At 71.8% G+C, this 26463-nt stretch carries 21 protein-coding genes; 11 read left to right on the top strand and 10 right to left on the bottom strand.

Annotated elements, in window-relative coordinates:
- Positions 1 to 90: 90 nt before the first annotated feature.
- A complete protein-coding gene (locus J8M50_RS21300) occupies positions 91 to 3171 on the bottom strand; it encodes a glycoside hydrolase family 2 TIM barrel-domain containing protein (RefSeq protein WP_010354543.1) in 3081 nt (1026 codons plus the stop codon).
- A gap of 219 nt (positions 3172 to 3390) precedes the next feature.
- Between J8M50_RS21300 and J8M50_RS21295 the strand changes: the two genes are divergently transcribed.
- Positions 3391 to 5763: a SpoIIE family protein phosphatase gene (locus tag J8M50_RS21295; protein WP_010354544.1), complete on the top strand. Its 2373-nt coding sequence runs from the start codon at positions 3391 to 3393 to the stop codon at positions 5761 to 5763.
- Between the two features lie 113 nt (positions 5764 to 5876).
- Positions 5877 to 7094, top strand: a complete 1218-nt coding sequence (locus J8M50_RS21290; RefSeq protein ID WP_010354545.1) for an SLC13 family permease — start codon at positions 5877 to 5879, stop codon at positions 7092 to 7094.
- A 61-nt stretch (positions 7095 to 7155) separates the two neighbouring features.
- On the opposite strand, the gene J8M50_RS21285 is transcribed toward J8M50_RS21290, so the two are convergent.
- Positions 7156 to 8964 (bottom strand): ricin-type beta-trefoil lectin domain protein, encoded by a 1809-nt coding sequence (locus tag J8M50_RS21285; protein WP_010354546.1) that lies wholly within the window; start codon positions 8962 to 8964, stop codon positions 7156 to 7158.
- Between the two features lie 526 nt (positions 8965 to 9490).
- On the opposite strand from J8M50_RS21285, the gene J8M50_RS21280 reads away from it, so the two are divergent.
- Positions 9491 to 11401 carry a right-handed parallel beta-helix repeat-containing protein gene (locus J8M50_RS21280; protein WP_010354548.1) on the top strand — a complete coding sequence of 637 codons (1911 nt, stop codon included), beginning with the start codon at positions 9491 to 9493 and terminating at the stop codon, positions 11399 to 11401.
- 161 nt (positions 11402 to 11562) lie between these two features.
- Here the strand turns inward: J8M50_RS21280 and J8M50_RS21275 are convergent, their stop codons facing one another.
- Complete coding sequence (locus J8M50_RS21275; RefSeq protein WP_010354549.1) at positions 11563 to 12213, bottom strand: TetR/AcrR family transcriptional regulator; 651 nt, start codon at positions 12211 to 12213, stop codon at positions 11563 to 11565.
- Positions 12214 to 12279: 66 nt separating this feature from the next.
- Between J8M50_RS21275 and J8M50_RS21270 the strand changes: the two genes are divergently transcribed.
- Positions 12280 to 12942 carry an O-methyltransferase gene (locus J8M50_RS21270; protein ID WP_010354550.1) on the top strand — a complete coding sequence of 221 codons (663 nt, stop codon included), beginning with the start codon at positions 12280 to 12282 and terminating at the stop codon, positions 12940 to 12942.
- Here J8M50_RS21270 and J8M50_RS21265 read toward each other — a convergent pair.
- Both J8M50_RS21265 and J8M50_RS21260 read right to left on the bottom strand, forming a co-directional pair.
- Positions 12926 to 13846, bottom strand: a complete 921-nt coding sequence (locus J8M50_RS21265; RefSeq protein ID WP_050987249.1) for an ABC transporter substrate-binding protein — start codon at positions 13844 to 13846, stop codon at positions 12926 to 12928. The genes J8M50_RS21270 and J8M50_RS21265 overlap by 17 nt on opposite strands.
- 295 nt (positions 13847 to 14141) lie before the next feature.
- Positions 14142 to 15407: a DUF418 domain-containing protein gene (locus J8M50_RS21260; protein WP_010354552.1), complete on the bottom strand. Its 1266-nt coding sequence runs from the start codon at positions 15405 to 15407 to the stop codon at positions 14142 to 14144.
- A 240-nt stretch (positions 15408 to 15647) separates the two neighbouring features.
- Between J8M50_RS21260 and J8M50_RS21255 the strand changes: the two genes are divergently transcribed.
- Both J8M50_RS21255 and J8M50_RS21250 read left to right on the top strand, forming a co-directional pair.
- Complete coding sequence (locus tag J8M50_RS21255; RefSeq protein WP_010357743.1) at positions 15648 to 16313, top strand: response regulator; 666 nt, start codon at positions 15648 to 15650, stop codon at positions 16311 to 16313.
- Positions 16310 to 17401: a sensor histidine kinase gene (locus J8M50_RS21250; protein WP_010357744.1), complete on the top strand. Its 1092-nt coding sequence runs from the start codon at positions 16310 to 16312 to the stop codon at positions 17399 to 17401. The genes J8M50_RS21255 and J8M50_RS21250 overlap by 4 nt, the downstream gene beginning before the upstream one ends.
- A 101-nt stretch (positions 17402 to 17502) precedes the next feature.
- Here J8M50_RS21250 and J8M50_RS21245 read toward each other — a convergent pair whose 3' ends face one another.
- Entirely contained in the window at positions 17503 to 18555 is a 1053-nt protein-coding gene (locus J8M50_RS21245; protein WP_010357746.1) for a TetR family transcriptional regulator, read from the bottom strand.
- 90 nt (positions 18556 to 18645) lie between these two features.
- Here J8M50_RS21245 and J8M50_RS21240 point away from each other — a divergent pair, with 90 nt between their 5' ends.
- From J8M50_RS21240 to J8M50_RS21230, 3 genes are read left to right on the top strand one after another with little or no spacing between them, the layout of a single operon-like run.
- Complete coding sequence (locus tag J8M50_RS21240; protein WP_010357747.1) at positions 18646 to 19233, top strand: hypothetical protein; 588 nt, start codon at positions 18646 to 18648, stop codon at positions 19231 to 19233.
- Positions 19230 to 20681, top strand: coding sequence for a pyruvate, phosphate dikinase (locus J8M50_RS21235; protein WP_029184369.1), 1452 nt, complete (start codon positions 19230 to 19232; stop codon positions 20679 to 20681). Before J8M50_RS21240 ends, J8M50_RS21235 begins: the two co-directional genes overlap by 4 nt.
- A gap of 1 nt (position 20682) precedes the next feature.
- Positions 20683 to 21270: a histidine phosphatase family protein gene (locus tag J8M50_RS21230; protein ID WP_010357750.1), complete on the top strand. Its 588-nt coding sequence runs from the start codon at positions 20683 to 20685 to the stop codon at positions 21268 to 21270.
- A gap of 12 nt (positions 21271 to 21282) precedes the next feature.
- Here J8M50_RS21230 and J8M50_RS21225 read toward each other — a convergent pair whose 3' ends face one another.
- A complete protein-coding gene (locus tag J8M50_RS21225; RefSeq protein ID WP_010357751.1) occupies positions 21283 to 22167 on the bottom strand; it encodes a helix-turn-helix domain-containing protein in 885 nt (294 codons plus the stop codon).
- A 36-nt stretch (positions 22168 to 22203) separates the two neighbouring features.
- Here J8M50_RS21225 and J8M50_RS21220 point away from each other — a divergent pair, with 36 nt between their 5' ends.
- The gene (locus J8M50_RS21220) at positions 22204 to 22989 is read left to right on the top strand and encodes a phytanoyl-CoA dioxygenase family protein (protein ID WP_010357752.1); all 786 of its coding nucleotides are present in this window, start codon (positions 22204 to 22206) and stop codon (positions 22987 to 22989) included.
- Between the two features lies 1 nt (position 22990).
- Here J8M50_RS21220 and J8M50_RS21215 read toward each other — a convergent pair whose 3' ends face one another.
- A complete protein-coding gene (locus J8M50_RS21215; protein ID WP_010357753.1) occupies positions 22991 to 23959 on the bottom strand; it encodes an aldo/keto reductase in 969 nt (322 codons plus the stop codon).
- A gap of 91 nt (positions 23960 to 24050) precedes the next feature.
- On the opposite strand from J8M50_RS21215, the gene J8M50_RS21210 reads away from it, so the two are divergent.
- Complete coding sequence (locus tag J8M50_RS21210) at positions 24051 to 25019, top strand: hypothetical protein (RefSeq protein ID WP_010357754.1); 969 nt, start codon at positions 24051 to 24053, stop codon at positions 25017 to 25019.
- On the opposite strand, the gene J8M50_RS21205 is transcribed toward J8M50_RS21210, so the two are convergent.
- Together J8M50_RS21205 and J8M50_RS21200 are read right to left on the bottom strand one after the other, a co-directional pair.
- Complete coding sequence (locus tag J8M50_RS21205; protein ID WP_010357755.1) at positions 25006 to 25194, bottom strand: ferredoxin; 189 nt, start codon at positions 25192 to 25194, stop codon at positions 25006 to 25008. The two genes, J8M50_RS21210 and J8M50_RS21205, sit on opposite strands and share 14 nt — an antisense overlap.
- An 11-nt stretch (positions 25195 to 25205) precedes the next feature.
- Positions 25206 to 26402 (bottom strand): cytochrome P450, encoded by a 1197-nt coding sequence (locus J8M50_RS21200; protein ID WP_010357756.1) that lies wholly within the window; start codon positions 26400 to 26402, stop codon positions 25206 to 25208.
- Between the last annotated feature and the right edge of the window lie 61 nt (positions 26403 to 26463).

The following is a 26463-nucleotide window of genomic DNA, read 5'->3' as shown; positions in this document are numbered from 1 at the left end:
GACGACCATGCTTGTTCCCGCCATGACATCCCGTCAACGGTTCGGACAGGACGGCTTCCCGCCCGTCCCGTCCGAACCTCCGCGCAGGAGCTACGCGTCCAACTTGCTCACCCTGACTGCGCCTTGGGTCTCACCCGGATACGCGCTGGTGAACGTGAGCCTCACCCGGCTCCCCCGCAGCGCCCCGAACGTGATCACGGACGGCGCGTCGGAGGCGGTGGCCCACTCGACGCCAACTCCCGTGGCGGGTACGTACGTTCGCCCGTCCCACACCTCGATCCCGACGCTCTTCGGGAGGCTGTGCCCGGCGTCGACGGTGAACGACACCTCCACCCGGTCGAAGTCCCGCACCCTGCCGTAGTCCACCGCGACCCAGTCCGCCGCCCGCGACCCGGCGTGCGCGGGCAGCAGCGCGGTGGCCGACTTGAGGAACCCGTTGGACCAGCCGGTCGCGGGGTTCCCGTCGAGCACGGCGGCCGGGAGGGTGTCGGGCCGGCCGGAGTAACTGGCGTCGGCGTACGGGTAGTCGGGCACCTCGGGGTGTTCCGGCGCGAACGCGGGCGCCGGAGTCGCGGACGCCGAGCGCGCCCAGGTCGTCCGTACGGAGACCGTGCCCTTCTTCAGCCCCTCCCCCGTCGCCGTCACCTTCAGCGTCCCGGGTTCGCCGCCCGAGCGCACGATGGCAAGTGCCTTGCCGTGGAAGGCGGTTCGGGTGCTTGCCTGGTACTTCTCGGCGCTCTCCTGGCGCCCGTTGTCGAGCCCGGCGAGGGAGCCGCCGTCGACGGTGAACGTCAACAGGTGCTCGGCATCGGGGACGACGGTCCCGCGCGCGTCGACCACCTCGGCGGTGACGAAGACGTGTGAACGGCCGTCGGCGGCAAGGGACTTGCGGTCGGCGGTGAGACGTACGGCGGACGGGGCACCGGCCGTGCGCAGGACGTCGGTCGCGACGACCTTGCCGCCCCGCCGGGCGACCGCCTTCAACTCACCCTCCTGGAAGGGGACTTTCCACGTCAGGTGCAGTTTGCCCGCGCTGCCGTTGGGACTTGTGTAACTCCCGGGATACGGGCCGTCGGTGAACGTCTTGTCGTCGCCGGTCGCCTCGGTCGTCTCCAGGTACTCGCGGCCGTCCACGGTCTTCTTCACGTCGAACGACCGCACCCCCAACGACCTACCGTTCAGGAAGAGTTCGACCTCGGGGACGTTCGCGTAGGCCCACACCTCGACGGTCTCCCCCGCCGCGTGGTTCCAGCTCATCGGCAGCAGGTGGACCATGGGCTCGCTCACCCACTGGCTGCGGAAGAGGTGGTACATGTCCTTGGGGAACCCGGCGGTGTCGACCGCGCCGAAGAACGACGCCTTCACCGGGAACACGTCGTACGGGGTGGGTTCGCCGATGTAGTCGATGCCGGACCACAGGAACTGTCCGGCGAACCACTTCCGGTCGCGGTCCTTCTTGTGGCCGTACTCGCCGCTCATCGTCCAGGAGGCGAGGTTGTTGTCGTAGGAGGAGGTCGCGCGCTTGCCGGGGGTGTAGTTCTCGCCGGTGTTGAGGTGCTCAGGTTCCTGATAGGCGCCGCGAGTTGACGTCTCCGACGAGGATTCCGACTCGAAGAGGAACAGGTGCGGGTAGCGGGCGTGGAGGGCGTCGACCGACTTCGCGGTGTTGTAGTTGAGGCCGAGGCCGTCGAGCTTGGCGAGGATCAGGTCGGCCGGGGTGCCGGGGGCGGGGACGCTGCGGTGGCGGTGGGAGCCGATGACGACCGGGCGCGTCGTGTCGTACGCCTTGATGCCGGCGATGAGGCGGTCGGCGATCGTCAGGCCCGCCGTGGAGGTGAACTCGGTGATCTCGTTGCCGATCGACCACATCACGACGGCCGGGGAGTTGCGGGCCGCGAGAACCATCTCGGCGATGTCGCGGTCCGACCACTCGTCGAAGAAACGGCCGTAGTCGTAACGGGTCTTGGGGGTCTTCCAGCAGTCGAACGCCTCCACCAGCATCACGATCCCGAGCTCCTCGCAGATGCGGATCATCTCCGTGGAGGGCGGGTTGTGGGAGGTGCGGAAGGCGTTCACGCCCATCGACTTCATGATGGTCATCTGCCGCCGGATCGCGTCCGCGCTGACGGCCGCGCCGAGCGCGCCGAGGTCGTGGTGGAGGTCGACGCCCTTCAACTTGGCGTGTTTGCCGTTGAGTTCGAAGCCGTCGTCGGGGTCCAGGCGGAAGGTGCGGATGCCGAAGACCGTGCCGTAGGTGTCGACCACCGTGCCCTGGATACGGAGTTCGGTCTCCAGGCGGTAGCGGTGCGGGTCCGTGAAGTCCCAGCGCTCCGGGTCGGGGACGACGGCGGTGTGGGCCTCGGTCGCGGTGTCGGCGACGGTCACCGTGGACGTCGTACGAGCGACCGTGCGGCCGTTCGGGGCGACGATCCGGGAGGTGATCTCGACGTCCTGCGGGGTACCGGAGGTGTTGGCGACCGCCGTGCGGATGTCTACGGTCGCGCGGTCGGCGGTGATCTCCGGGGTGGTGACGTGCGTGCCCCAGCGGGGGACGTGGACCGGGTCCATGACGATGAGGCGGGCCTCGCGGTAGATGCCGCTGCCGGAGTACCAGCGGCTGCTGGGGAGGCGGTTGCGGACGCGGACGGCGAGGACGTTCTCCGTTGCGCCGTCGGTGTGGAGCCGGCCGGTGAGGTCGTAGGCGAAGCCGGTGTAGCCGTAGGGGTGGGTGCCGAGTTCCGTGCCGTTCACGAAGACCGTGGAGTCCATGTAGACGCCGTCGAACTCGACGGAGACGCGCTTCCCGGCGTAGGTGCTCGGCACGGTGAAGGAGAGCCGGTACCAGCCGAGGCCTCCGGGGAAGAAGCCGGTGCCGCTGGTGGTGCCGTTCTCGGTGGTGGGGGCCAGTTCGATGGACCAGTCGTGGGGGACGGCGACCTCGCGCCAGGCCGCGTCGTCGTACGCGGGGTCGGCGGCGTGGTCGTAGGCGCCGGTCGGGTCGGTGATCCCGCCCGGGTTGACCAGCGCGAAGCGCCAGCCGTCGCGCAGGGGGAGGGTGTGGCGGGCCGGGGCTGCGGCGTGGGCGGTGGTGGAGACGGAGGTGGACAGGAGGGCGCCGGCTGCGGGGGCGGCGGCGGAGGCGAGGAGGACCGATCTGCGGCTGAACGTCATGGCGGCTCTTCCAAACAGGCGTCGGGAACCAGAACTACTCACAACTGATCGTCAAACAACAGAATGTGACGCCGGTCCGCGCACACCCGTCAAGGGCGCGGGTCGGGTGCTCGCCATTCCCTCGTCCGCACTCCCCGTTCGCTCTGCGGCCGGACGGTCTAGGCTGGGGCGGAAGTGGCTGGTCTGTTCACTGTGAGTGTCCGCGATGGAGTGGCGAGCATGAGCCCGGTCTATCCGTTCGACGATGCCGAGACGGCACGGGTGGTCGTCGCGGACGACGGTGCCCTCGTCGAGTGGAACGGCGGTGCTCACGCGCTGCTCGGCTGGGAATCCGACGAGGTCGTGGGCGGCCCGGCGGCGGCCCTGCTCGCGGACGGCACGCTGCCGGTCCCGACGGCGGCCCGCTGGGACGGCACCGTCGCGCTGCGTCACCGCGACGGGTACGTCGTACGGGTCTGGCTGCTCGCCCACCACCGGCGCCCCCGCGACGGCGGGCCCGGGTCCTGGCTGGTCGTGACGCCGCTGACCGGCAGCGGCCCGCGCGCCCCCGACGACCCGCTCGCGCTGCCCGCGCTGGCCCAGTCGCCGTGTGCCCTGGCCGTGTACGACGCCCGGCTGAGGCTGCGGCTGGTCAACGACGCCATGGCGGCGTCGATCGGGCTGCCCGAGGAACGCATCCGGGGCCTGAGACTGGCCGAGATCGGCGGGCGGCCCCAGAGCGAGGAGCTGGAGGAGCACATGGCCGACGTGCTCGCCACCGGCCTCGCCAAGGACGTACAGACCTACACGCGCACCGGCGGCGAGGAGCACGCGCACGCCTGGCTGGCCAGGCTCGCGCCGGTCACCGACGAGGAGGGGCGGATCCTCGGCGTCGCCCTGTCGGCCCACGACTTCACCGAGAACTACCTCGCCAGGGAACGGCTGCAACTGGTCAACGAAGCGAGCGTCCGGATCGGTTCCACCCTCGACGTCACTCGTACGGCTCAGGAGCTGGCGGACGTCTGTGTGCCCGCGCTCGCCGATTTCGTGAGCGTCGACCTGCTGGACCCGCCGGACGGCACGGAACTCCCGGCGCGGTTCGTGTCGCCGACGCCGCTGCGGCGGGCCGCGCACCAGTCCGTGAACCCGGGCAGCCCGGAAGCCGTGGCCAAGCCGGGCGAGGTCCAGACGTACCCGGCGGGTTCCCCGCAGGCGGACTCGCTGGAGGCGGGGCGCACGATCGTCGCGACCGTGCCCGGCGGGGAGCTGGACCAGTGGCTGGCCTGGGACGCCGCGCGCGGGGCGCGCGTACGGGAGGTCGGCATCCACTCGATCATGTCGGTGCCCCTGCGCGCGCGGGGGGCGACCCTCGGGGTGGCGGTGCTGACCCGGTTCCGCCGCCCCGACCCGTTCACCCCGGACGACGTGCTGCTCGCGGAGGAGGTCACCGCGCGGGCCGCCGTCTGCGTCGACAACGCGCGCCGCTACTCGCGCGAGCGCGACACCGCGATCGCCCTCCAGCGCAGCCTCCTGCCGCGCTCCCTGCCGCGTACGGCCGCCGTCGACGCCGCCTCCCGCTACCTGCCCGCCGCGCGCGCGGGCGTGGGCGGCGACTGGTTCGACGTGATCCCGCTGTCGGGGACGCGGGTCGCGATGGTCGTCGGGGACGTCGTCGGACACGGCATCCAGGCGTCCGCGACGATGGGACGGCTGCGTACCGCCGTCCGCACCCTCGCCGACATCGACCTCACCCCGGACGAGCTGCTCACCCACCTGGACGACCTCGTCGTACGGCTCTCCGAGGAGGCCGGCAGCGAGGGGAGTCCCGGGGAGGTGGGGGCGACGTGTCTGTACGCGGTGTACGACCCGGTGACGCGGCGGTGCACGATGGCGCGCGCCGGGCATCCGCCGCCGGTCGTGGTGCCGCCGGGCGGCCGGCCGCGCCGGGTGGACCTGCCGGCGGGGCCGCCGCTGGGGCTCGGCGGGCTGCCGTTCGAGTCGGTCGAGATCCAGCTCGCCGAGGGCAGCGTCCTCGCGCTGTACACGGACGGGCTGATCGAGTCCCGCGCGCGGGACGTCGATTCCGGGTTCCGCGCGCTGTGCGCGGCGCTCGACGGGTACGCCGACTCCCTCGACGAGACCTGCGACCGCGTCCTGCACGAGTTGCTCCCGCCGGGCGGCTCCGCCGACGACGTGGCGCTGCTCCTCGCGCGTACGCGCGCGCTGCCCGCCGACCACATCGCGACCTGGGACGTCCCGCCCGACCCCTCCCTCGTCGCGAGCGTCCGCAAGCAGGTCGCCGAGCGGCTCGTCGCCTGGGGGATCGACGCGGTGTCCTTCACGGCGGAACTGGTGGTCAGCGAGCTGGTCACCAACGCGATCCGGTACGGCTCGCACCCGATCCGGCTGCGGCTGATCCATGACGCGGCGACGCTGATCTGCGAGGTGTCCGACACGAGCCACACCGCGCCGCATCTGCGGCGGGCGAAGACGTGGGACGAGGGCGGGCGGGGGTTGCTGCTGGTGGCGCAGTTGACGGACCGGTGGGGGACGCGGCACACGTCGGAGGGGAAGACGATCTGGGCGGAGTTGGGGCTGCTCGGGGAGGAGTGAGGGGGCTGGGGGCGGCTCTCTTACCGGCTCCTGTTTTCATGGGGGGCTGCTCGTCGTCGTACGTCCCGTAAGGATCCGCCCTGAACACCGCGCTCGCCGTCTCCCTGTCGTCCGTGCTGCTCGCCGTCTCGCTCGGGTGGGCCGTGCTGCGGCCCTCCGGAAAGTCGGAGGCGCTGGTGGCGGTGCCCGCCGCCGTGCTGGTGGTGGCGCTGGGGGCGATCTCCGCCGGGGACGCGTGGGAGGAGGCGGAGCGGCTCGGGCCTGTCGTCGGGTTCCTCGCGGCCGTACTCGTGCTGGCGCACTTCTGCGCGGTGGAGGGTCTGTTCACGGCGTGCGGGGCGTGGCTGGCGCGGCGTGCTGCGGGGCGGCCCCGGCGGCTGCTGTCCTCGGTGTTCGTGCTGGCGTCGGTCATCACGGCCGTACTGAGTCTGGACGCCACGGTCGTGCTGCTGACGCCTGTCGTGTTCGCGACGGCGACCCGGCTGAAGGTGCGGGCGAGGCCGCATGTCTATGCCTGCGCGCATCTGTCCAATACGGCGTCCTTGCTGCTGCCCGTCTCGAACCTGACCAACCTGCTGGCGTTCACGGCGAGCGGGCTGAGCTTCACGCGGTTCGCGGCGTTGATGGTGGTGCCGTGGGTGGTGGCGATCGGGGCGGAGTACCTGGTCATGCGGCGGTTCTTCGCCGCCGATCTGCCGGAGCTGGAGGCCGTCGAGGACGACGGGCCCGCGCCGGATGTGCCGATGTTCGCGCTGGTGACGGTCGCGGCGACGCTCGCCGGGTTCGTGGTCGCGTCGGCGGTGGGGGTCGAGCCCGCGTGGGTGGCGTTCGCGGGGGCGCTCGTGCTGGCGGTGCGGGCGCTGGTGCGGCGGCAGGCCGGGCCGGTCGAGGTGGTGCGGGCGGCGGCTCCCGGGTTCCTGGCGTTCGTGCTGGCCCTGGGGATCGTCGTACGCGGTGTCGTCGACAACGGGCTCGGGGACGTGCTCGGGCATGTGCTGCCTGGCGGGTCGGGGCTGCTCGCGCTGCTGGGGTTCGCGGCGGTGGCCGCGCTGCTCGCGAACCTGATCAACAACCTGCCGGCCGTCCTGGCACTGGCGCCGCTGGCCGCCCCGGTGGGGCCCGGGGCGGTGCTCGCGGTGCTGCTCGGGGTGAACATCGGGCCGAACCTGACGTACGCCGGGTCCCTCGCGACGCTGTTGTGGCGGCGGGTGGTGCACGGGCACGAGGAGCGGGTGGACGTGGGTGAGTTCACGCGGCTGGGGCTGCTGACGGTGCCGGTGGCGCTGGTGGGGTCGGTGGTGGCGTTGTGGGGGGCGCTTCAGGTCGTGTGACCGGGTCAGCGCCGGGCTCGGGGGCGTCGGCGTTGACGGGGGGCCGGGGGTGGCCTGGGGGTCAGCGGCCGTAGCCGCCGTACCCGTAGCCTCCCCAGCCGTAGGGGTAACCGCCGTAGCCGGGGCCTCCGCCGTAGCCGTTTCCGTTGCCGTACCAGTCGCAGGCGTACGGGTTGTTGTACGAGCACTGGGACTGCGGCGGCGGGTTCGACGCGGGCGGGGTCGGGGTGGGTGCGGGCTTCGGGGTGGGCTTCTTGGGCGGTGCCGGGGTGGGGGTGGGCTTCGGTGCGGCCTTCTTGGGGGTGGCCGGGGTCTTGCTGGGGGTCTGGGCGGTGTCCCAGTTGACGATCTGCATCTGGAGGTCGGGCTTGGACGTGTCGATGACCCAGCGCTGGGCGGCACTGTCCGCGCGGGTCTTCGCGACGAGCGCGCCGGAGCCGTCGGTCGCGGCGGGGGCGAGCGCGAGGTCCTGGCTCCAGCGGGGGACGAGGGTGCCCTGGAGGGTGAAGTCGTAGCGGACGCTGGTCTCCTGGGTGCCGGCGTCCGTGCAGGGGGTCAGGCGGACCGCGTAGCCGAGGTGCGAGTCGAGGCACAGGTTCTGGGCGAGGCCGTTGCGCAGGAGGCCGTTCGTCTCGTACGACCACTGCTGCGAGGCGACCGAGGAGCAGGTCGCGAGGACGGCTTCGGCGCCCTCGACGGCCTTGCCGCCCTCGATGCCGATGCACTGTCCGGAGAACACGTTGTGCAGGCGCCCGCGCAGGGTGCCCTGGACGGAGCCGCCCGAGTCGACCCAGGAGGGGCCGTTGCCCGGCGTGTCCTTGCCGGGGCTCGGTGACTCGACGCTCTCTCCGGCCTGGTTGCCGCTGTCGCCAGAGCCCGTCGCGGACCACACGGCGAGCGGGAGGACGACGAGGCCGCTGACGGTGAGGACGGCCGCGGCGAGGTTGCGGCGGCGGGCGCGGCGGCGGGCCTTGCGGATCGCGCGCACGGAGCCGCCGCCGGGGGCGACGACGAGGTCGGTGCTCGGGGCGTGGAAGTCCTCGCCGGGGAGGGGCAGTCGCTGTGTCTCTTCTTGCCGTGTCTCTTCTTGCTGTGGTTCCTCAGGCGTGCCCGCGCGGGCGTCCTGGTAGGCGTGTGCGGCCCAGCCGAGGGTGCCTTCGGCGAGGGCGGTGCCGAGGGCGGGGCCTTCGGTGAAGCAGGCGAGCTGGTCGGCGGTGTAGGCGCAGTGGCGGCAGCGGTCGAGGTGGCCGCGCAGGTCGGCGTCCATGCCGTCGCCTCGGCGGCTGGTGACGTCCAGGAGGCGGTCGTAGCGGTGGCACTCCTCCTCGACGGCGAGTTCGCGGTGCGACTGGAGGAGTTCCTCGCGCAGGCGGTCGCGGGAGCGGCGCAGTTCGACGCGGGCGCCCTCGGTGTCGAGGCCCAGCAGGGAGGCGGGGGCCTCGAAGGGTTCGGACTCGACCTCGATGTGCCACAGGAGGCAGCGGGAGGTCGGGGAGAGGCGCTGGAACGATCTCGACAGCAGCCGTCTGTTCAACGGCGGCAGGAGGCGGGCCGCGAGGACGTCGGCGTCCTCGACGCGCAGGGCGGGGTGGAGGAGGTCGCGGCGGCCGTCGGTGTACCACTCGGAGGCTATTCGGCGGACGGTGACCAGGAGGTGGGGGCGCCAGGCGGCGGTGGGGCCGTCGTGGCGCAGGGACTCGCCGAAGAGGCGGGTGAAGGCCGCGGTGGTGAGCATCCCTGCGGCGCGGTCGCCGTCGGCGCACAGGCGCGCGTAGGTGAAGGCCGCTTCCCAGTGCCGGTCGAGGAGTTCGCCCACGGGGTGCAGTGCGGGCCCCGCTCCTTCCCAGCTTTTCAGTTCGGCGCTCAGCATTTCGTCCGTCGCCTTCGAACGCCGAGCCGAAGTCGGGGAATTCGGCTGACCCGCTTCTGTCACAGTTGGATTCCTCCCGGCAAAGCTGCACGGAACCGGCCGTCTCGAACGTCCGCCGGGGCAGCTCTCGTGAAGCGTGGGGGGAGGACGGGAGGGGCCTTCGCGCGTACGTGGAGAACGTGTCGGCGCGTTGACAGGCACACCTTTGCATAGGCCGTGGAGATGGAACAAGGGATCTAGCCGAATGGTGAGCGTTCTGTGGCCGCTCCCTGTGAAGTGCTTTTATTTTCAAGATGATTGGGGTCGGACTTCGCTGTTTGATTCCAGCCGTGATGCCGGATTCAGGGGGCCGTGTATAGGGGTGGGCGTATCGGCCGAAAGGTCTAGGAGGCGTCAACTTCGGTCGCGGGATTTGCTACTTGTGGTGGTAGGGGATGGCCGATCGGCCGATGTGGAGGGGTGGGGTGGGGCAGGAGAGTGGAGGCGGGTTCAGCTCGGCGGGTCGGGTTCGGGAGGCGGGACAGGGATGGTGCGTACGTGGGGCAGGGCGGGCGGGGTGGCGGTGCTCGTGCTGGCGGTCCTGGCGGCGGTGCTGGCCGTACCGGCTCAAGCTGCCGTCTCCGCCGTGCAGTTGTACGTGGCTCCGTGGGGCAAGGACTCCTGGCCGGGCACCTTCCGGCAGCCTTTCGCTACGCCGGGGCGGGCGCAGCGGGAGGCGCGGGGGCGGGCCGGGGCGGTGGTGAATCTGCGGGGCGGTACGTATGCGCTCAAGGCGCCGTTGCGGTTGACCGGGGCGGACTCCGGGGTGGTGTATCAGGCGTACGGGTACGGGAGTTCGCGGGCTGAGCGGGTGACGTTCAGCGGGGGGCGGGTCGTTTCCGGGTGGCGGCCCGACGGGCGGTCGAAGGGGGCGTGGCGGGCCGAGGTGGGGGCGTTGGAGACGCGGCAGTTGTATGTGGAGGGGCGGCGGGCGGAGCGGTTCGCCGGGGGCGCTGGGGGGAAGCTGACGGTGACGAGGACCGGGTACGTGACGGGGAGTTCGGCGCCTTCGCGGTGGCGGCGGGCGGGGGATGTCGAGTTCGTGTACCGGTCGGGGTATGTCGAGGGGCGGTGCGGGGTCGCGGGGGTCGCGCGGGGTGCGGGTAAGGGTGCCGCTCGGGGGTCCGTGATCACGATGGACGAGCCGTGCTGGTCGCTGGTCCGGGAGCTGTACGCGTCGGACGAGTTGCTGGCGGCGCCGGTGGCGGTGGAGAACTCGCCCAGTTTCCGTGCCCGGCCCGGGAGTTGGTACCTGGACCGGTCGCGGCCGGGGCGGCACGCGTTGCTGTACGTGCCGCGTGCCGGGGAGGACATGCGGCGGGCGCGGGTGGTCGCGCCGGTGCTGGAGTCGCTGGTCTCGGGGGTGGGGGTGCGTGATGTCGCGTTCCGGGGGCTGACGTTCGCGTACGCCACGTGGCTGGCGCCGAGTTCACCGGCCGGGTTCCCGGCGGCGTGGAGCATGTATCTGCGGCCGGACGGGAAGCTGCTCACGGTGCCGGGGGCGGTGTCGTTCCGGGGCGTCGAGCGGGTGGCTCTGACGGGGAACCGGTTCGCTCATCTCGGGGCGCAGGCCGTGGAGTTGAGGGACAGTTCGGGCAGCTCGGTCGTCGGGAACGTCATCAGCGACACGTCGGACGGCGGGATCGCGCTGGGGGTGCTGCCGCCCGAGGAGAAGGGCGTCAACCGGGGGAACCGGGTCACGGACAACTGGATCCACCACACCGGCCGGGAGTACCGCGCGTCGTCCGCGATCTGGGACTCGGCGACCCGGGAGACGGTGCTCGCGCACAACCAGGTCAACGACGTGCCCTACACCGGCATCCTCTCCGGTCCCAGCGAGGATCTGCGCGGCATCATGCGGGGCAACCGGATCGTCGGCAACCGGGTCTTCGCGACGAACCGGGTGCTCGTCGACGGGGGCGGGATCTATCTCCGGGGCGAGCAGGGCCGCTCGTTCGCGGACGGGGCGGTGATCAGCGGCAACGCGGTGACGGGGAGCCGGTACGGGATCTGGAACGTCGGGATCTACACGGACGACAGCACGAACTGGGTGACGGTGGCGGACAACGCCGTGTACGACTACGTGGCGTCGATCGGCGGGTGCAGCGAGGAGTGGGGCGGGCGGCCGGTGCGCAACGTCCGCTACCGGGGCAACTTCTGGGACGACACGGTGCCGGACTGGGTCCCCCGGCGCTCCTACCCCGGCGCCTGGCCACCGGCCGACACGACCACCCCGGAGGAGGGCTGCGGAGACCCACACGGACTGACGTTCACGGCGAACACCCTGCTGCCGACGACAGCACCGGGACGGGCCTGTGCGGCAGACCACCGGTGCGCGGCGGTGGTGGCTCAGGCGGGGCCCCGGCCGGGGTGGCGGCGGGGGCTGGGGCTGCGATGAGGGCGACGGTTGGGGTGAGCGCCGGGAGGGTCCGGGACCTGGCGGGCCTGCCGGGGCCTTGGTATGCCTTGTCCGCCCAGCATGTGAGTCCCGCATCGGCGAGGGCTTCGATGATGCCGTGCTGATCACGGCACCCAGCAGTCCCCGGGTGCGCTGACCGGTCAGGACTTCGTCCGCGTCGTCACCTCGTGCCGCCGAAGGAACGCGTCGACAAGCCCGTCGGTGAATTCGCGGCCGATCGGTTCGTCGGTCACCAGCACGCGGTAGTAGAGAGGGCCTACGAGCTGGTCCGTCTCGGCCGCCATGTCGAGGTCCGCAGGCAGCTGACCCCTGTCCACGGCCCGCTCCAACAGCAGGCGGTCGCGGCAGCGTTGCCCGTCGAGGTATCGGGACCGGAAGTCCTGGGCGAACACCGGATCATGCTGCGCCTGGGCAATCAGCGCCTTGAAGACGGCGCCGGAGTCGGACTCGCCGAGGAACCACGCCAGTTGGCGCAGATAGTCGCGCAGGTCGAGGGCGATGTCGCCGGAATCGGGAGCCGTGAGGTCCTCGGTCGCGTCCTGGAGGAAGGCGTCCATCAGGACGTCGGTCTTGCTCTTCCACCAGCGGTAGATGGTCTGCTTGGCCACACCGGCCCGTGCGGCGATGCCCTCCATCGTGACGCCCGCGAAACCCTTCTCGGCGAGCAGGTCGTCGGCCACCTGCAGTACTGCCAGCCGGGCCTGTTCGCTGCGTCCGTGCCGGTTGCCGTGGTGACGCCGCCCCGATCCGCCGGTGCCGCCCGCCTCGACGGCGTTTGCCGCAGGTGCCATTTCGCCTCCCGGCGGTCAGGATATCGCCCCTAGAAATGACGCAACGTTGCGTCTACTCTAACTCTCATGACACACACCCACACGCTTGCCGACCCCCGCATCGAGGCAGCCCTCAGCCTGATGTTCGAGCGAGCCGAGCAGGACGAAACCACTGCCGCACGCGTCAGCGCACAGCTGCCCGGCGGGTTCGCGCCGCTGACACCCCAGGAGCGGGCCGACGCCGTCGCGGAGGTCTACATGCCGATCTCCGCCAGAGGCGGGCAACTGCTGTACAACCTGGTCCGAGCCGTCTGCCCGGCCACGGTCGTCGAGTTCGGCATGTCCTTCGGGATCTCCACGCTCTACTTGGCCGCAGCCGTACGGGACAACGGCACCGGACGCGTCATCACCACGGAACTCAGCAAGGACAAGATCGCCGCAGCCCGCCGGACCTTCACCGAGACCGGCCTGGACGACCTGATCACCACGCTGGAGGGGGACGCCCGCGACACCCTCCACAGCCTCGACGCCCCCGCGGACTTCGTCCTGCTGGACGGCTGGAAAGAGCTGTGCCTGCCCGTCCTGCGGCTTCTCGAACCGCGCCTGCGGCCCGGCACGCTCGTCGTGGCCGACGACGTCGACCTGAACAGTCTGCGGCCGTACCTCGACTACGTACGCGACCCGGCGAACGGATACCAGAGCGTGACGTTCCCCGTCGAGGACGGCATGGAGATCAGCTGCCGCCTCTGAACGGCACGGCGAATCCAGACCAGTCGGCGGGACCAGTGCCCGACCAGTCCGGGCCGGGGTGGGGACCGAGGCGGCCCGGGGTGGGGGTGCCCTGGGCCTCGCCTATGTAGAGGGTGATTTGTTGGCGGAGGCGTTCGGCTGTGGTGCGGTTGGCCATGAAAGTGGGGAAGGTGTCGAGGTTCGCGTTCGGGTACTGCCAGACGGGGGTCAGGCCGGGCGGTGGGGCTACGTCGGTGCGGACGGACCAGGCGTCGGTGGTCTGGCGTTCCTTGGAGAGTTGCCAGTTGAGGAAGAGTTTCGCTGTGGCGGGGTGGCGGGCCGATTTGAGGATCGCTTCTCGCTGGCCCCAGGCCACGAACGGGTCGGTCGTGTTCGGGATCATGCTGCCCTCGGCGCCGGGAGTGACCCAGCCGCCCAGGCCGACGGCCTTCTTGCCCTCGGCCATGAGGGTGCCGGCGGCGTCGGAGCCGCGCAGGAACCGGGTGTTGCGGGCCATGCCGTCGAGCCACTTCCAGCCGTACGCCTGCACGTACCGGCTGTAGAGGAAGAGGGTCGCGTCGTCGTCGTTGGGGTAGGCGGAGGCGACCTTGCCCTTCCAGCGCGCGGCGGCGAGGTCGCGGACGCTCCGGGGTGCGTCGGCGCCGACGGCCTGCCGGTTGTAGGCGGCGCCGAAGGCGAACACGTCGGTGGCGATCCAGGCGCCGTCGGGGTCCTTGAACGCGCTGTGCACTTTGTCGAACCCGGCGGGCTTGTAGGGCAGCAGAACGCCCTGCCCCTTCCAGCGGTCGAAGTCCTGGAGGGTCTGGAGCTGGACGACGTCGGGGACGAGGCTCTTCGTCGCGATGATGGTCGATACGGGCGTCGTGGTACTTGCTGTAGTCGACGACCATGTCGACGGTGACACCGGGGAAGCGCTGCTCGAACGCCTTCTTCGTGTCGTCCTGCTGGTCCTTCCAGTCACCGCCCGCGTAGACGACGAGCTTGCCGCCCTCGGCCTTGGCGGCGGCGTACAGCTGGTCGAGGGTCTTCGTCTCCTCGGCGGAGGGCCCGGCGTCGGAGCGGGTGGCGGCGCCGAAGGCGAGGCCGACGGCGGCGACGGTCGTCGCGAGGACCGCGGCGACCAGGGTGCCGCGCAGGGGGGTCGGTTCCTGGGGCTTGGCCAGGGGGTTGAACAGCATGAGCGGCCTCCGGGCAGGCGGTCAGCGGACGAGTTCGGCGGGCTTGGCGGCCTTGCCGAGCAGCCACTCCAGGGGCCCGCGCCGGAAGTACCGGGCCCACAGGGCGGCGAACACGGTGACGGCGACGATGAACCCGAGCAGGACGTGCAGCGGCGAGCCGGGAAGTTCCTCGATGCCGAGGACGTGGATGCCGGCGATGTGGAAGACGTACGCGGTCAGGGACATCGAGCCGACGGCGATGACGGGCTTCGCGAGCCGGTGGAAGCGGGGAAAGGCGTCGACGGCGGCGAGGCAGCCGACCAGGACGAGGAGCGCGACACCGGTGTTGCCGAGGACGGACAGGGTGGTCTCGCTGTGCGGGGAGGCGACGAGCAGGCCGTAAGGGGTGTCGCCGGCCGGGAAACCCCAGGTGTCCGACCACCAGGCCGACGCCGCCGAGCCGCCCCCGCCCGTGCCCATGCCCATGCCCGCGCCGCCCTTGTCCCAGCCGCCCCAGTCACTCTCCGCCAGCCGCGTCAGGGCGCCGGGCACGAGGTGCAGGGCGAGCCAGGAGCCGCCGTATCCGAGGACGGCGAGCGCGGCGCCGGTGAGGGCGAGGCGGGTGCGGACGACGGTGGCGGCCAGGTCGAGGCGGGCCACGGCCATACCGGCGATGACGAACGGGATCCAGGTCAGGGCCGGGTAGCTGCCGGAGAACAGGAGGGAGACGACGCCGCCCGTCTCGGCGGGCCAGGTCCACAGGCCGCCGGGCTCGTGGTTCGCCAGGAAGTGCTGGACGACGTAGAGGACCTGCGGCAGGACCAGGGCACTCGACGCCGCGATGACCGCCAGGGGCAGGGCGCGCAACCGGTACAGCGGGAGGACGAGGAGGAAGTACAGGCCGTAGAAGGCGAGGATGACCTCGACGGGGGTGCCGCTCATCGTCAGCAGCGTGCCCAGGACCAGCAGGACCACCGCGCGGATCACGACCTTGGCGACCGCCTGGCGCCCGGCCCGGCCGGTCTTCGGGGTGCGGCGGCCGGTGATCAGCATGATCGAGAACCCGGCGAGGAAGGCGAAGAGCGCGGAGGCCCGGCCGTGCGCCAGCTCCATCACGTGGCCGACGAAGCCGCCCTGCGCGGGGTCGGGGCCGACGTGGGCGGCGTACATGCCGAAGACGGCGAGACCGCGCGCGAGGTCCACGCCGATCAGACGGCCGGTGGAGGGCCGTGCGGGCTGCTCGGCCGATCCCGGAGCCGGGTCGGCGGCCCGGTCCGTCAGCGCCGTCCGGTCTGCGTTCTGCGTCATGGATCCAGGCTGTTGCGCGGGCCGCCGCCGCAGTATCCGGCAGTCGTCCGGACACCCCCCGCCGGTCGGGGGGAGCGGACCCGCCGACCGGCGACCCCCCGGGCGGCTGGTCCGCTCCCCCCGACCGGCGGGACTGCGCCCCGTACCCTCTGCCACGAGGGGTTTCGCCCTCTACGGTCGGATGTGACGGCGCAGACGATCGGTGACGATCACAACCCAGAACGACGAGGCGGGACGCACGTGATCCGTGTCATGGTGGTGGACGACGAGGCCCTGGTGCGGTCCGGTTTCCGGCTCATCCTCAACGCGGCCGAGGACATCGAGGTCGTCGCGACGGCGACCGGCGCGGAGGCCGTGGCCACGGTCCGGCGCGAGCGGCCGGACGTGGTGCTGCTGGACATCCGGATGCCGGACGTCGACGGGCTGACCGTCCTCGGCCAGGTACGGGCGCTGCCCGAGCCGCCGGTCGTGGCGATGCTGACGACGTTCGACGCGGACGAATACGTCGTGACCGCCCTCAAGTCCGGCGCGGCCGGGTTCCTGCTGAAGGACACCGAGCCGGACCAGCTCGCGCAGCTCGTACGGACGCTCGCGGCGGGCGGCGTCGTGATGTCGCCGAAGGCGTCGCACGCGGTGTGGCGGGGGCGGCCCGTCTCCGCCGCCGACGACGAGGAGGCGGGGCGTGTCGGGCGGCTCAGCGAGCGGGAGCGCGAGGTGCTCGTGCTGGTCGCGGAGGGGCTGTCCAACGCGGAGGTCGGGGCACGGATCCATCTCAGCGCCGGGACCGTCAAGGACCACGTCAGCGCGATCCTCACGAAGCTGCGCGTCGGCAGCCGCGTACAGGCCGCGCTGCTCGCCCAGCGGGCGGGGCTGCTGGACTCGCGTGAGGGCGGGCCGGGGCGATGAGGTGGCGGCCGTCCGAGCGTGTTCTCGACGCGCTGGTCGTCGCCATCGCCGTCGCGGACGTGTGGATCAACCTGGCGGACGACAGCGCGTTCGTCCTGGTGGCCGCCTCGGTCGCCTGTGCGGCGCTGGTGCTGCGGCGGCGGTTTCCGCTCGCCGTGTTCCTGCTGACGATCCCCGCGACCGCCATGCAGGACTTCGTGTTCGCGCCGTTCGCCGCGCTGTTCACCCTCTCCGAGCGGTCCCGGGACCGGCGGCTGCTCGGGCTGTGCGCGGTGCTGTTCGCCGTCGTGTCCGCCCTGCCGTGGCCGTTCGACGGGCTGTCCCAGAACGAGCGTACGTGGACCGTCGTCTACTTCTTCTACACGCTCGCCACCGCCGCCGCGCCCGTCCTCCTCGGGCAGCTCCTCCAGGCCCGGCGTGATCTCGCCCGGCGGCTCGTCGAGATCGAAGAGGCCCGGGAGCACGAGCGGTTGCTGCACTCCCAGGCCGTACTCGCGCGGGAGCGGGCCCAGTTGGCCCGTGAGATGCACGACGTCGTCTCGCATCAGGTGAGTCTCATCGCCGTTCAGGCCGGGGCCCTGCAGGTCGCCGCGAAAGATCCCGAGTTCCGGGAAGGGGTGCGGGCCATTCGGTCGCTCAGTGTCGACACGCTCGATGAACTCCGGCACATGGTCACTCTGTTGCGGGCGTCCGGGGGGCGGGCCACGGAGTTGACTCCTCAGCCGACGCTGACGGATCTTCAGCGGTTGGTGTCCGGGAGCGGGATCGAGACGGAGTTGGTCGGGGAGTTGCCGGTGCAGGTGAGTACGACCGCTCAGCGGGCCGTGTACCGCACGGTGCAGGAGGCTCTGACCAATGTGCGCAAGCATGCGCCGGGGGCTCGGGCGACGGTTCGGTTGTGGCATGACGCGTCGGGGTTCGGGGTGACGGTGCGGAATACGCCTGCGACTCGGGCGTCCTTGCCGTTGCCGGGGGCGCATCAGGGGTTGATCGGGTTGGGGGAGCGGGCGGAGTTGTTGGGTGGGACGTTTGCTGCGGGGCCTACCGAGGAGGGTGGGTTTGAGGTGCGCATGAGCGCTCCCCTGTAGGTGCCGCTGACGGTTGTGGGGCGGGTGCGGCTTCGTTGTGACTGGTCGCGCCCACGCGGCGGTAGCCGCATATCAGATACAGCCCCGCGCCCCTAAAAGAGCTAGCGAACCGTACCCGCTTTGGTCACAGCGTGGCCCGCACCGTGGCCCTCCGCCCGGTGAGTGATCCGACCGTCAAAGATGCGTACGACTGTCTCCGTGTAGTCATCGACTGCCGCAGCGTCGAGCGCTTCCACGATCGCTCCCTCCTCGTCCAGGACAATCCGGACACGAGGCAGGTCCGTGGGTGCGAACACGCGGCGCAGGCATGCCACGAGGTCTGTGATCCGTAGTCGGACCAAGCGGCCTGTCTCTGCGGGGTCTGCGGTCACCACCACGAACGTCGTCCCCTCCCCCGCCGCTTCCCTCACCCCCCCCAGCCGCGCAGCGCCCAGTACGACCACCACTCCGTCGTCCCGCAGGTCGACCGGTTCGCCGGTGATCTCGTCTCGCAAACCGGTGGGCGGCGTCCATGCCTCCCGTGTCTCTCGCGCCGGGGCTGTGAACGCCAAGTGCGGTGCTGGTTCGTCAGGGGCGAGCGGCAGGTCCGCCATGTGTTCCGCCGCCCTCGCCACGTCGAACGGGTCCCCCGCACCCGGCGCGTTCTCCGCCAGCCCCGTCGCCCCGTGCAGCAGCGTCAACGCGAGGTCCGCCACCCGTACCGGTGGGCTCTCCGCGTTCAGGGACAGGGCCAGCAACAGCGCCTCCAGGCGCAGGAGTTGTGCCAGTGCCGCTCGCATCGGAGCCGTGTCGGCCACGCCCGACAGTGAGCGGAGTTGGAGGTGGCCGCTCGCCGGGGTGTCGCCGGCCAGGGGGAGGCGTTCCAGCCAGACGCGGGCGAACGCACCCAGCGCCTCGCCTGCCGACTCCGGGGATTTCAGGGGCGGTCGGGCAGCCGACCGCACGGTCTCCGCGTCGGCCGCCAGCACCGCCAGGTACAGCGCGCGCTTCCCCGCGAAGTTGGAGTACACCGCGCCCCGCGTGAGGTCCGCGCGTTCCGCGATGCGGTCGATCTTGGCGTCGGTGAAGCCGTGCTCGGTGAACTCGGCGCGGGCGGCGGTGAGTACGGCGGCGCGGGTGCGGTGCTGCTGTTCGGCGCGGGTGAGTCTCGCCATGGTGTCCCCTTCGGTTCGGGCTGTGCCATGATACCGGGACCATCCAGATGTTGACGTCATCTGAAAACATCGAACATCCAAGAGGCCCTCATGCCCCTCCCCGTCCTGCACGCCCTCCGCTGTGCCGGTGCCGCGAGCCCCACCCGTATCGGCGCCTTCACCGGCCTCACCGAACCGGACGTCGAGTCCGCGCTCATCGACCTCGGTGTCGAGGGGTTCGTGACGCGCTCGTACGACGCCTGGAGCCTCACGGACGCGGGGCGCGCGGAGAACGTCCGGCGGGTCACCGCCGAACTCGACGCGGCCGGTGCCCGGGACTCGTTGCGGGCGGCGTTGCAGCGGTTCCTGGTGCTCAACCCCGAGTTGCTCGACCTGTGCACGGCGTGGCAACTGCGGCCGGAGCACGGCACGTTCAGCGTCAACGACCACACCGACCCGGCGTACGACGCGCGCGTCCTGGACCGATTCGCCGACCTGGACCGGCGGTTCGCCCCCGTCGGTGACGAACTCGCCGCCGCGCTCCCCCGGTTGGGCCGCTACCGGGTCCGGCTGTCCGGGGCGCTGGAGCGTGCGGTGGGCGGTGAGCGGCAGTTCGTGACGGACAGTACGGCGTCGTACCACACGATCTGGGCGGAGCTGCACGAGGATCTGCTCGTCACGCTGGGGCTGCCGCGATGAGGTGGGTGCACCCGGTCTCGGCCGAACTCGCCGGGGACAGAGCGGAGTTGGGCGGCAAGGCGCTCGGACTCGCGCTGCTGCACCGGCTCGGGCTGCGGGTGCCGCCCGCGTTCGTGGTGTCGGCGGAGGCATGCCGGGTCTTTCTCAGCGAGAAACGGCTCCCGGACGGGCTCCGCGAGGAGCTGGCCGAGGGGATCGCCGGGCTCGAACGCGCCACCGGCCGCGTCTTCGGCGGTCCCGGCAGGCCGCTCGCGGTGTCCGTACGGTCCGGGGCGGGGGTGTCGATGCCGGGGATGATGGACACGGTGCTCGGCCTGGGGCTGACGGCCGCGGCGACGGCGGGTCTTGCCGCCGAGACCGGCGACGAGGGGTTCGCGCGGGACTCCCGGGCGCGCTTCCTCGCGAGCTTCGCGGCGGCGACGCCGGTCCCCGTACCGGACGACGCCCCGACTCAGCTCGCCCTGGCCGTAGAAGCCGTCCTCGCCTCCTGGCGCTCCCCCCGCGCCCACACCTACCGCACCCTCCACACCATCCCCCACGACCTCGGCACGGCCGTCATCGTCCAGGCCATGGTCTTCGGCAACCGCGACCCCCGCAGCGGCACCGGCGTCGCCTTCAGCCGTGACCCCAACACCGGCGAGAACACCCCGTACGGCGACGTCCTGTTCCGTACGCAGGGCGAGGATGTCGTGTCCGGCGCGCACCCGACCCGCCCGCTGCGTGAACTCGCCGACCGGGAACCGGCGTTGTGGGCGGAGCTGCTCAACGCCCTGCGCCGCGTGGAGAGTCACTACCGGGACGCCTGCTACACCGAATTCACGTTCCAGTCCGGGGAGTTGTGGCTGCTCCAGGTCAGGCCGGGCCGGTTCACGAACGCGGCGGCGGTCCGTACGGCGGTGGAGCTGGCCGAGGCGGGTGCCATCGACCGGCACGAGGCGCTGCGCCGGGTCCGCAGCCTCGCCCACGTCCGCACGCCCCGCATCGCCGAGCCGAAGGACGTCGTGGCCCGGGGAGTCGGCGCGTGTCCCGGCGTGGCGGTCGGCCGGGTCGCGACGACGACGGAGGCGGCGGTCCGCATGGCCCGGGACTCCCCCGTCGTCCTGTTCCGCCCCGAGACCTCCCCGAACGACCTGCGCGGGATCGCGGCGGCGGCCGGAATCGTCACGGAGCGGGGCGGCCCGTCGAGCCACGCGGCGGTGGTGGCACGGGCGTTGAACAAACCGGCGGTGGTCGGAGCGCAGGGCTCCGCCCTCCCCGAAGGCACCCTCGTCACCATCGACGGCACCACCGGCGAGGTCGCCCTCGGCACCCCCCGCATCCTCACCGGCGCCCCCGACCACCACGTACACCGCCTGCTCGCCTGGGCCGACGACCTCTCCGGGAACCACACACCCCGCGACGACGTCCAGCGCCTCGAAGACGCCCACCGAACGCTAGGAGTCCTCTGACATGCCCACCCGCCACCTCCACGTCGTCCGCCACGGCGAGGCCGATGCCTTCGGGCACCTCACCCAAACCGGCGACCGCCAGGTCGAGTTGCTCGGCCGGCGGCTGTCCGCGCTGCCGGTCGACGCGGTCTGGCACTCGCCCCTCCCCCGCGCGGAGCGCTCCGCACAGCTCCTCGGCGTCCACCTCCCGGACACCCCCGTGAAGGAGGCACCCGAGCTGACCGACCACGTGCCGTACGTCCCGGACGACATGCCGCCCGCGTACGCCGGTTTCTTCGACGGGTTCGGCGGCGAGGAGGCGGCCGAGGGGCGGCGGCTGGCGGACGCGCTGATCGCGAGGTTCGCGCGCCCCGCCGAGCGGGAGACCCACGAGGTGCTCGTCACCCACGCCTTCCAGGTCGCCTGGCTCCTACGGCACGCCCTGGAGGCGCCGCCCGCCCGCTGGATCGGCCTGAACTGCGGAAACACCTCGCTGACGACGATCCAGTACCGGGACGGCCTCCCCCCGGCGATCGTGCTCTTCAACGACATGGGCCACCTCCCGGCGGACCTGCGCTGGACGGGCTTCAGCGCCGGGGTACGCCCCTGAGGGACCCACCCCTCAGCCCCGCCCCACCCGATACTCCCCCGGCGGCACCCCGTACCGCCCCCTGAACGCCCGGCTGAAGTGGAACGCGCTCGCGAACCCCGAAGCCGCCGCCACCCGTTCAGCCGTCAGCGCCGTGCTCTCCAGCAACCGCGCCGCATGCCGCAGCCGAGCCTCCCGCAGGGCCCGCATCGGCGACACCCCGAGCTGCTCGGTGAACAGGTGCGCGAACCGGGACGGCGACAAGGCGACGGCCGAGGCGAGCGAGGCGACCGTGTGAGGGGCGCCGGGGTCGGCGGCGATCAGCGTCTGTGCTCGCCGGATCCGCTCATCGGCCCCCGGTGGTACGGGACTCGGCGAGGCGGCGGCCAGCAGAACCGCCTCCTCCAGTGCGCACAGGGCGAGTTCACGCGCGAGAGCGCTGTGCGCGACGGCCACCTCCTCGGCCGGCCGGACCGGTTCCCCGCCGGTCCAGCGGGCGTCGTCCAGCATCCGCCGGAACGCCGACTCGACGCGCCCGCGCAGCACTTCGGGCACGGGTCCCGTCGTATGGACGCCGTCGCCGACGTCGTACGGCCGGATCCAGGGCAGCCAGGACGGTCTCAACGGGCAGTGGGCCCACCAGAATTGCCACGCAGACGCGCCGGGCCGGACGGCGTACCGCTGGGGGACGCCCGGGGCGAGCAGGACGAAGTCACCGGCGGCCACGGGGAGTTCGGTACGCCCCTGCCCGACCAGGCCCGCACCTCCCGTGGTCCACAGGATCAGCCAACTGTCCGACCCGGACGGCCGGTTGACCGCGTACCCCGCCGCCTGGTCGAACCGCCCGACCACCACGAGCCCCGGCGGCGGCGACGGGTCCGCAGCAGTCTCGGTCAACTCCTCAGCACGCACGGGCATCCTCCTCCGCTGATTTCCGGCCTAGTTTCCTGTGCCATGACAGTCACAGGCATTCTGGACCGGTTCCGGCAGGACGGCTACGCGGTCGTGCGGGGTCTCTTCTCGTACGACGAGGTCGAGCGCGTCCGTGGTGAGTTCGCGGCGTTGCAGGCGGCGGGGCGGGAGGTGCCGGGGCACTTCCGGCCGCGTGCCGGGGACGATCCGCTGGACGCGTACCCGCGGGTGATGCAGCCGCACGAGATCAGCGAGGTCGCCCGGAAGATGCTGCTGGACGCCCGACTGCGGGGCGTGCTGGAGGAGTTGCTCGGCGAGGAGGTGCTCGCGGCGCAAAGCATGTTCTACTTCAAGCCGCCGGGGGCGCGGGGGCAGGCGCTGCACCAGGACAACTTCTATCTGCGGGTCGAGCCGGGGACGTGCGTCGCCGCGTGGGTGGCCTGCGACGACATCGACCGGGAGAACGGCGGGCTCGAAGTCGTCCCGGGCACCCACCTGTTGGACCTGTTCTGCCCCGAAGTGGCCGACGAGTCCGTGTCGTTCGCCCGCGAGTACGTCGCGCCGCCGCCCGGTCTGTCCGCCGTACCCGTCGACATGGCCCCCGGCGACGTCCTGTTCTTCAACGGCAGCCTCGTGCACGGGTCGCAGCCGAACCGGACCGGCGAGCGGTTCAGGCGGTCGTTCATCGGGCACTACGTGGGGCGGTCGACCGAGCGGATCGGGGCGTACTACCGGACGATCGAGATGGACGGGGAGCGGGTGGTGCTGGCGGAGAGCGAGGGGGCGGGCCCCTGCGGCACGGAGTTCGCGGCGCAGGGGCCCCACTGACTCAGTGACCGGCGATGGGGTGCGGGGTGTAGGGAGTCTCCAGCTCCTCGATCTCCTTGTCGGTCAGCTCCAACTCGACCGCCGCGACCGCGTCTTCGAGGTGTTTCGGCTTGGACGCGCCGATGATCGGGGCCGTGACCGTGTCCTGGTGGAGGAGCCAGGCGAGGGCGACCTGGGCCCTCGGCACGTTCCTGGCCTCGGCGATGCGGGTCACGGCCTCGACGATCGCGCGGTCGCCTTCCTGGTAGAGGGTGGCGCCGAAGTTGTCGGTGGCGCTGCGGTCGGTGGCCGCGTCCCAGTCGCGGGTGAGGCGGCCCCGGGCGAGCGGGCTCCACGGGATGACGCCCACGCCCTGGTCGGCGCAGAGGGGGAGCATCTCGCGCTCCTCCTCGCGGTAGATCAGGTTGTAGTGGTTCTGCATCGACACGAACCGCGTCCAGCCGTTGCGTTCCGCCGCGTGCTGCATCTTCGCGAACTGCCACGCGTACATCGAACTCGCCCCGATGTAGCGGGCCTTGCCCGCCTTCACCACGTCGTGCAGCGCCTCCATCGTCTCCTCGACCGGGGTGTGCGGGTCGAAGCGGTGGATCTGGTACAGGTCGACGTAGTCGGTACCGAGGCGGGACAGGCTGTGGTCGATCTCCGTGAGGATCGCCTTGCGGGAGAGGCCGCCGCCGTTGGGTCCGGGGCGCATCCGGCCGTGCACCTTCGTGGCGAGGACGATCTCGTCGCGGACCGCGAAGTCGGCCAGCGCCTTGCCGACGATCTCCTCGCTGGTGCCGTCGGAGTAGACGTTCGCGGTGTCGAAGAAGGTGATCCCGGCGTCCAGGGCCTGCCGGATCAGCGGGCGGGACGCCTCCTCGTCGAGGGTCCACTCGTGCGTGCCGCGGTCCGGGAGGCCGTACGTCATGCAGCCGAGACAGATCCGGGAGACGTCCAGGCCGGTCGAACCGAGCTTCACGTACTGCATCGTTGCTGCTCCTGCCGTCGGAGTGGGTGACAGAGGGAGCGTACGTCCGGGTCGTCGCCGCTCCGCAAGGCATTTCAGGTGACGGCCCGGCGTGGGAGCGGCACGGGCCCGGAACGCCGTGCGCATCCTCGGACCGGGCGACCGGCACGGGCTGGTCCGCGAGGTACGGGAGGCATCGATGCGGGTACGTCGGATCGGGTTCGGGGCGTTGGCGGCGGGGGCGTTGCTGGTGCCGGGGTTGTGGGGCGCGGCGGCGTGGGGGCAGAGCCCGGAGACGCGTACGGCCCCGGCGGTGTACGAGGCCTCCCGGGCCCCCGAACCCCCCGCCACCCTCTGCTCCCCCGCCGGTACCCTCCGCGGGCCCGGCGGGCAGTTCGCTCGCGTCAGTCTCTGCGCGGGTACCGGCACCCCGATCACCGCGATCTCCGCCCCCGCCACCTGCCGCCGCCCCGGCACCCGCCCCGCATGCCTCACCTCCGGCACCTGGACCGCGACCCGCGACGGCGTGCCGGTCGCCTCGGGAACGCTGCCCGGCTCGACCCCGTACCCCGGGCCCGGCACCTACGAGGTAACGGCGACGGTCAAGGTCCGTTCCACGCCCGCCGGTGTCGATCTCGCGGGCACCGTCCGCGCGCGGCTCACCTTCACCGCGCCCGCCCCGAAGCCGACGCACCGTATCGAGGTGGACCGGCGCACGCTCGCCCCGAACGCGGTGACGACCCTGACGTACACGGTCTCCCGGGACAGCGAACTCGGCGACGGCAGCGGGAGGTTCGGGGTGATCGGCGTGGAAGGGACGACCCTCACCACGGACGACCCCCGCTGCGTGAACCCCCTGGTCGGCCGGTACCCGGAGCAGGCGCGGACCGCGTACGCCCTGGACTGCGCCCTGACCGACCTCCAGCCCGGCAACCCGTCGACGGTCGTCGTCGAGGCCACCGTCGGGGAGCACTGTTCGGCCGTCGTCTCGAAGCTGGGGTACTGGATGCCGCGCGGCCAGGCCCTCTACACAGGAGGCATGCTGGAAGGCCCGGCCGTCGGGTGCGCTAGCCGACGGTGATCGCGGAGACCGGGCACGCGCGGGCCGCCTCGCGGATCAGGGGGTCGGTGAGGTGGTCCGTGTGGTCGTCGGTCAGGGTCGAGAAGCCGTCGTCGTCCTGGGTGAAGACCTTGGGTGCGGTGAGGGCGCACTGTCCGGCGCCGATGCAGACGTCCGTGTCGATGTCGATGTGCATGTCCGGAGCCTCTACCAGGTCACGGGGAGTTCCAGCATCCCCTGGATCGTGTCGCCGGGTTTGAAGGGGATCGTGTCGGCGGGGACGGCAAGGCGCAGGCCGGGCAGCCGGGTGAAGAGGGTGTGCAGGGCGATCTCCAACTCGGCGCGGGCGAGGTTCTGGCCGAGGCACTGGTGGATGCCGAAGCCGAAGGAGACGTGGTGGCGGGTGGGCCGGTGGAAGTCGAGGGCGTCGGGGTCGTCGTAGGTGGCGGCGTCACGGTTGACGACGGAGGTGGCGAAGACGACGCCCTCGCCCGCCTTGATCGTCGTACCGTCGACGTCGATGTCCTCCAGGGCGATGCGCAGCAGTCCGTCGACGATGGACAGCATCCGCATCAGCTCCTCGACGGCGTCCGGCAACAGGCCGGGATCGGCGCGGAGTTCGGCGAGGCGGTCGGGGTGGCCGAGGAGGGTGTAGGTGCCGAGCGAGATCATGTTGGCGGTGGTCTCGTGGCCGGCGACGAGGAGGATGAACGCCATGTCGAGGACGTCGTCGCGGGCGAGTTCGCCGCCTTGGAGGCGGTGGTGGACGAGCATGTCGAGGACGCCGTCGCCGGGTCGCCCGGCCTGTTTGCGGTCGACGAGGTCGCTCAGATAGCTCCGCAGGCGATCGCGGGCGGCGCGCGCCTCGGCCTCGTCGCGGCTGCGCAGGATGCGTCCGGACTGTTCCTCGAAGAACTCGTGGTCGGCGTAGGGGACGCCGAGCAGGGCGCAGATCACCATCGAGGGGACGGGCAGCGCGAACAGGGAGACGAGGTCGGCGGGCGGTCCCTGGGCGAGGAGGGCGTCGATGCGGTCGTCCACGATCCGCTGGATGGCGGGGCGCAGTGCCTCGGCGCGGCGGAGGGTGAAGTCGGCGAGGAGCATGCGGCGTTGGGTGCGGTGCTCGGGGTCGTCGACGCCGAGGATCGGGATCGGGCGGTCGCTCAGCGCCTTGACGCGGGGGGTGACGCCGGGGAATCCGGGCCGGGTGCGGTCGGAGGAGAGGCGGGGGTCGGCGAGGAGGGTGCGGGCGAGGGTGTGGCCGGTGACGAGCCAGGTGGTGGTGCCGTCGTAGAGGGTGGCGCGGGTGAGGGGGCGGTCGGTGCGGAGTGTGTCGTAGCCCGTGGGGGGCTGGTAGGGGCAGGTGCGGTCCTGGGGGAAGGCGAGGGGGGCCGGTCGCGTCATGGAGACCTCGCAGAGAGTGGATTGCGACGTACCTGTCCCCATTAGATGCCCCAAGCATCTA

The organism is Streptomyces acidiscabies, from assembly GCF_020010905.1.
GTDB classification, from domain to species: Bacteria; Actinomycetota; Actinomycetes; order Streptomycetales; family Streptomycetaceae; genus Streptomyces; species Streptomyces acidiscabies.
The sequence above is the reverse complement of the archived record's forward strand: the minus strand, read 5'-3'. Positions and strand labels throughout refer to the sequence as shown.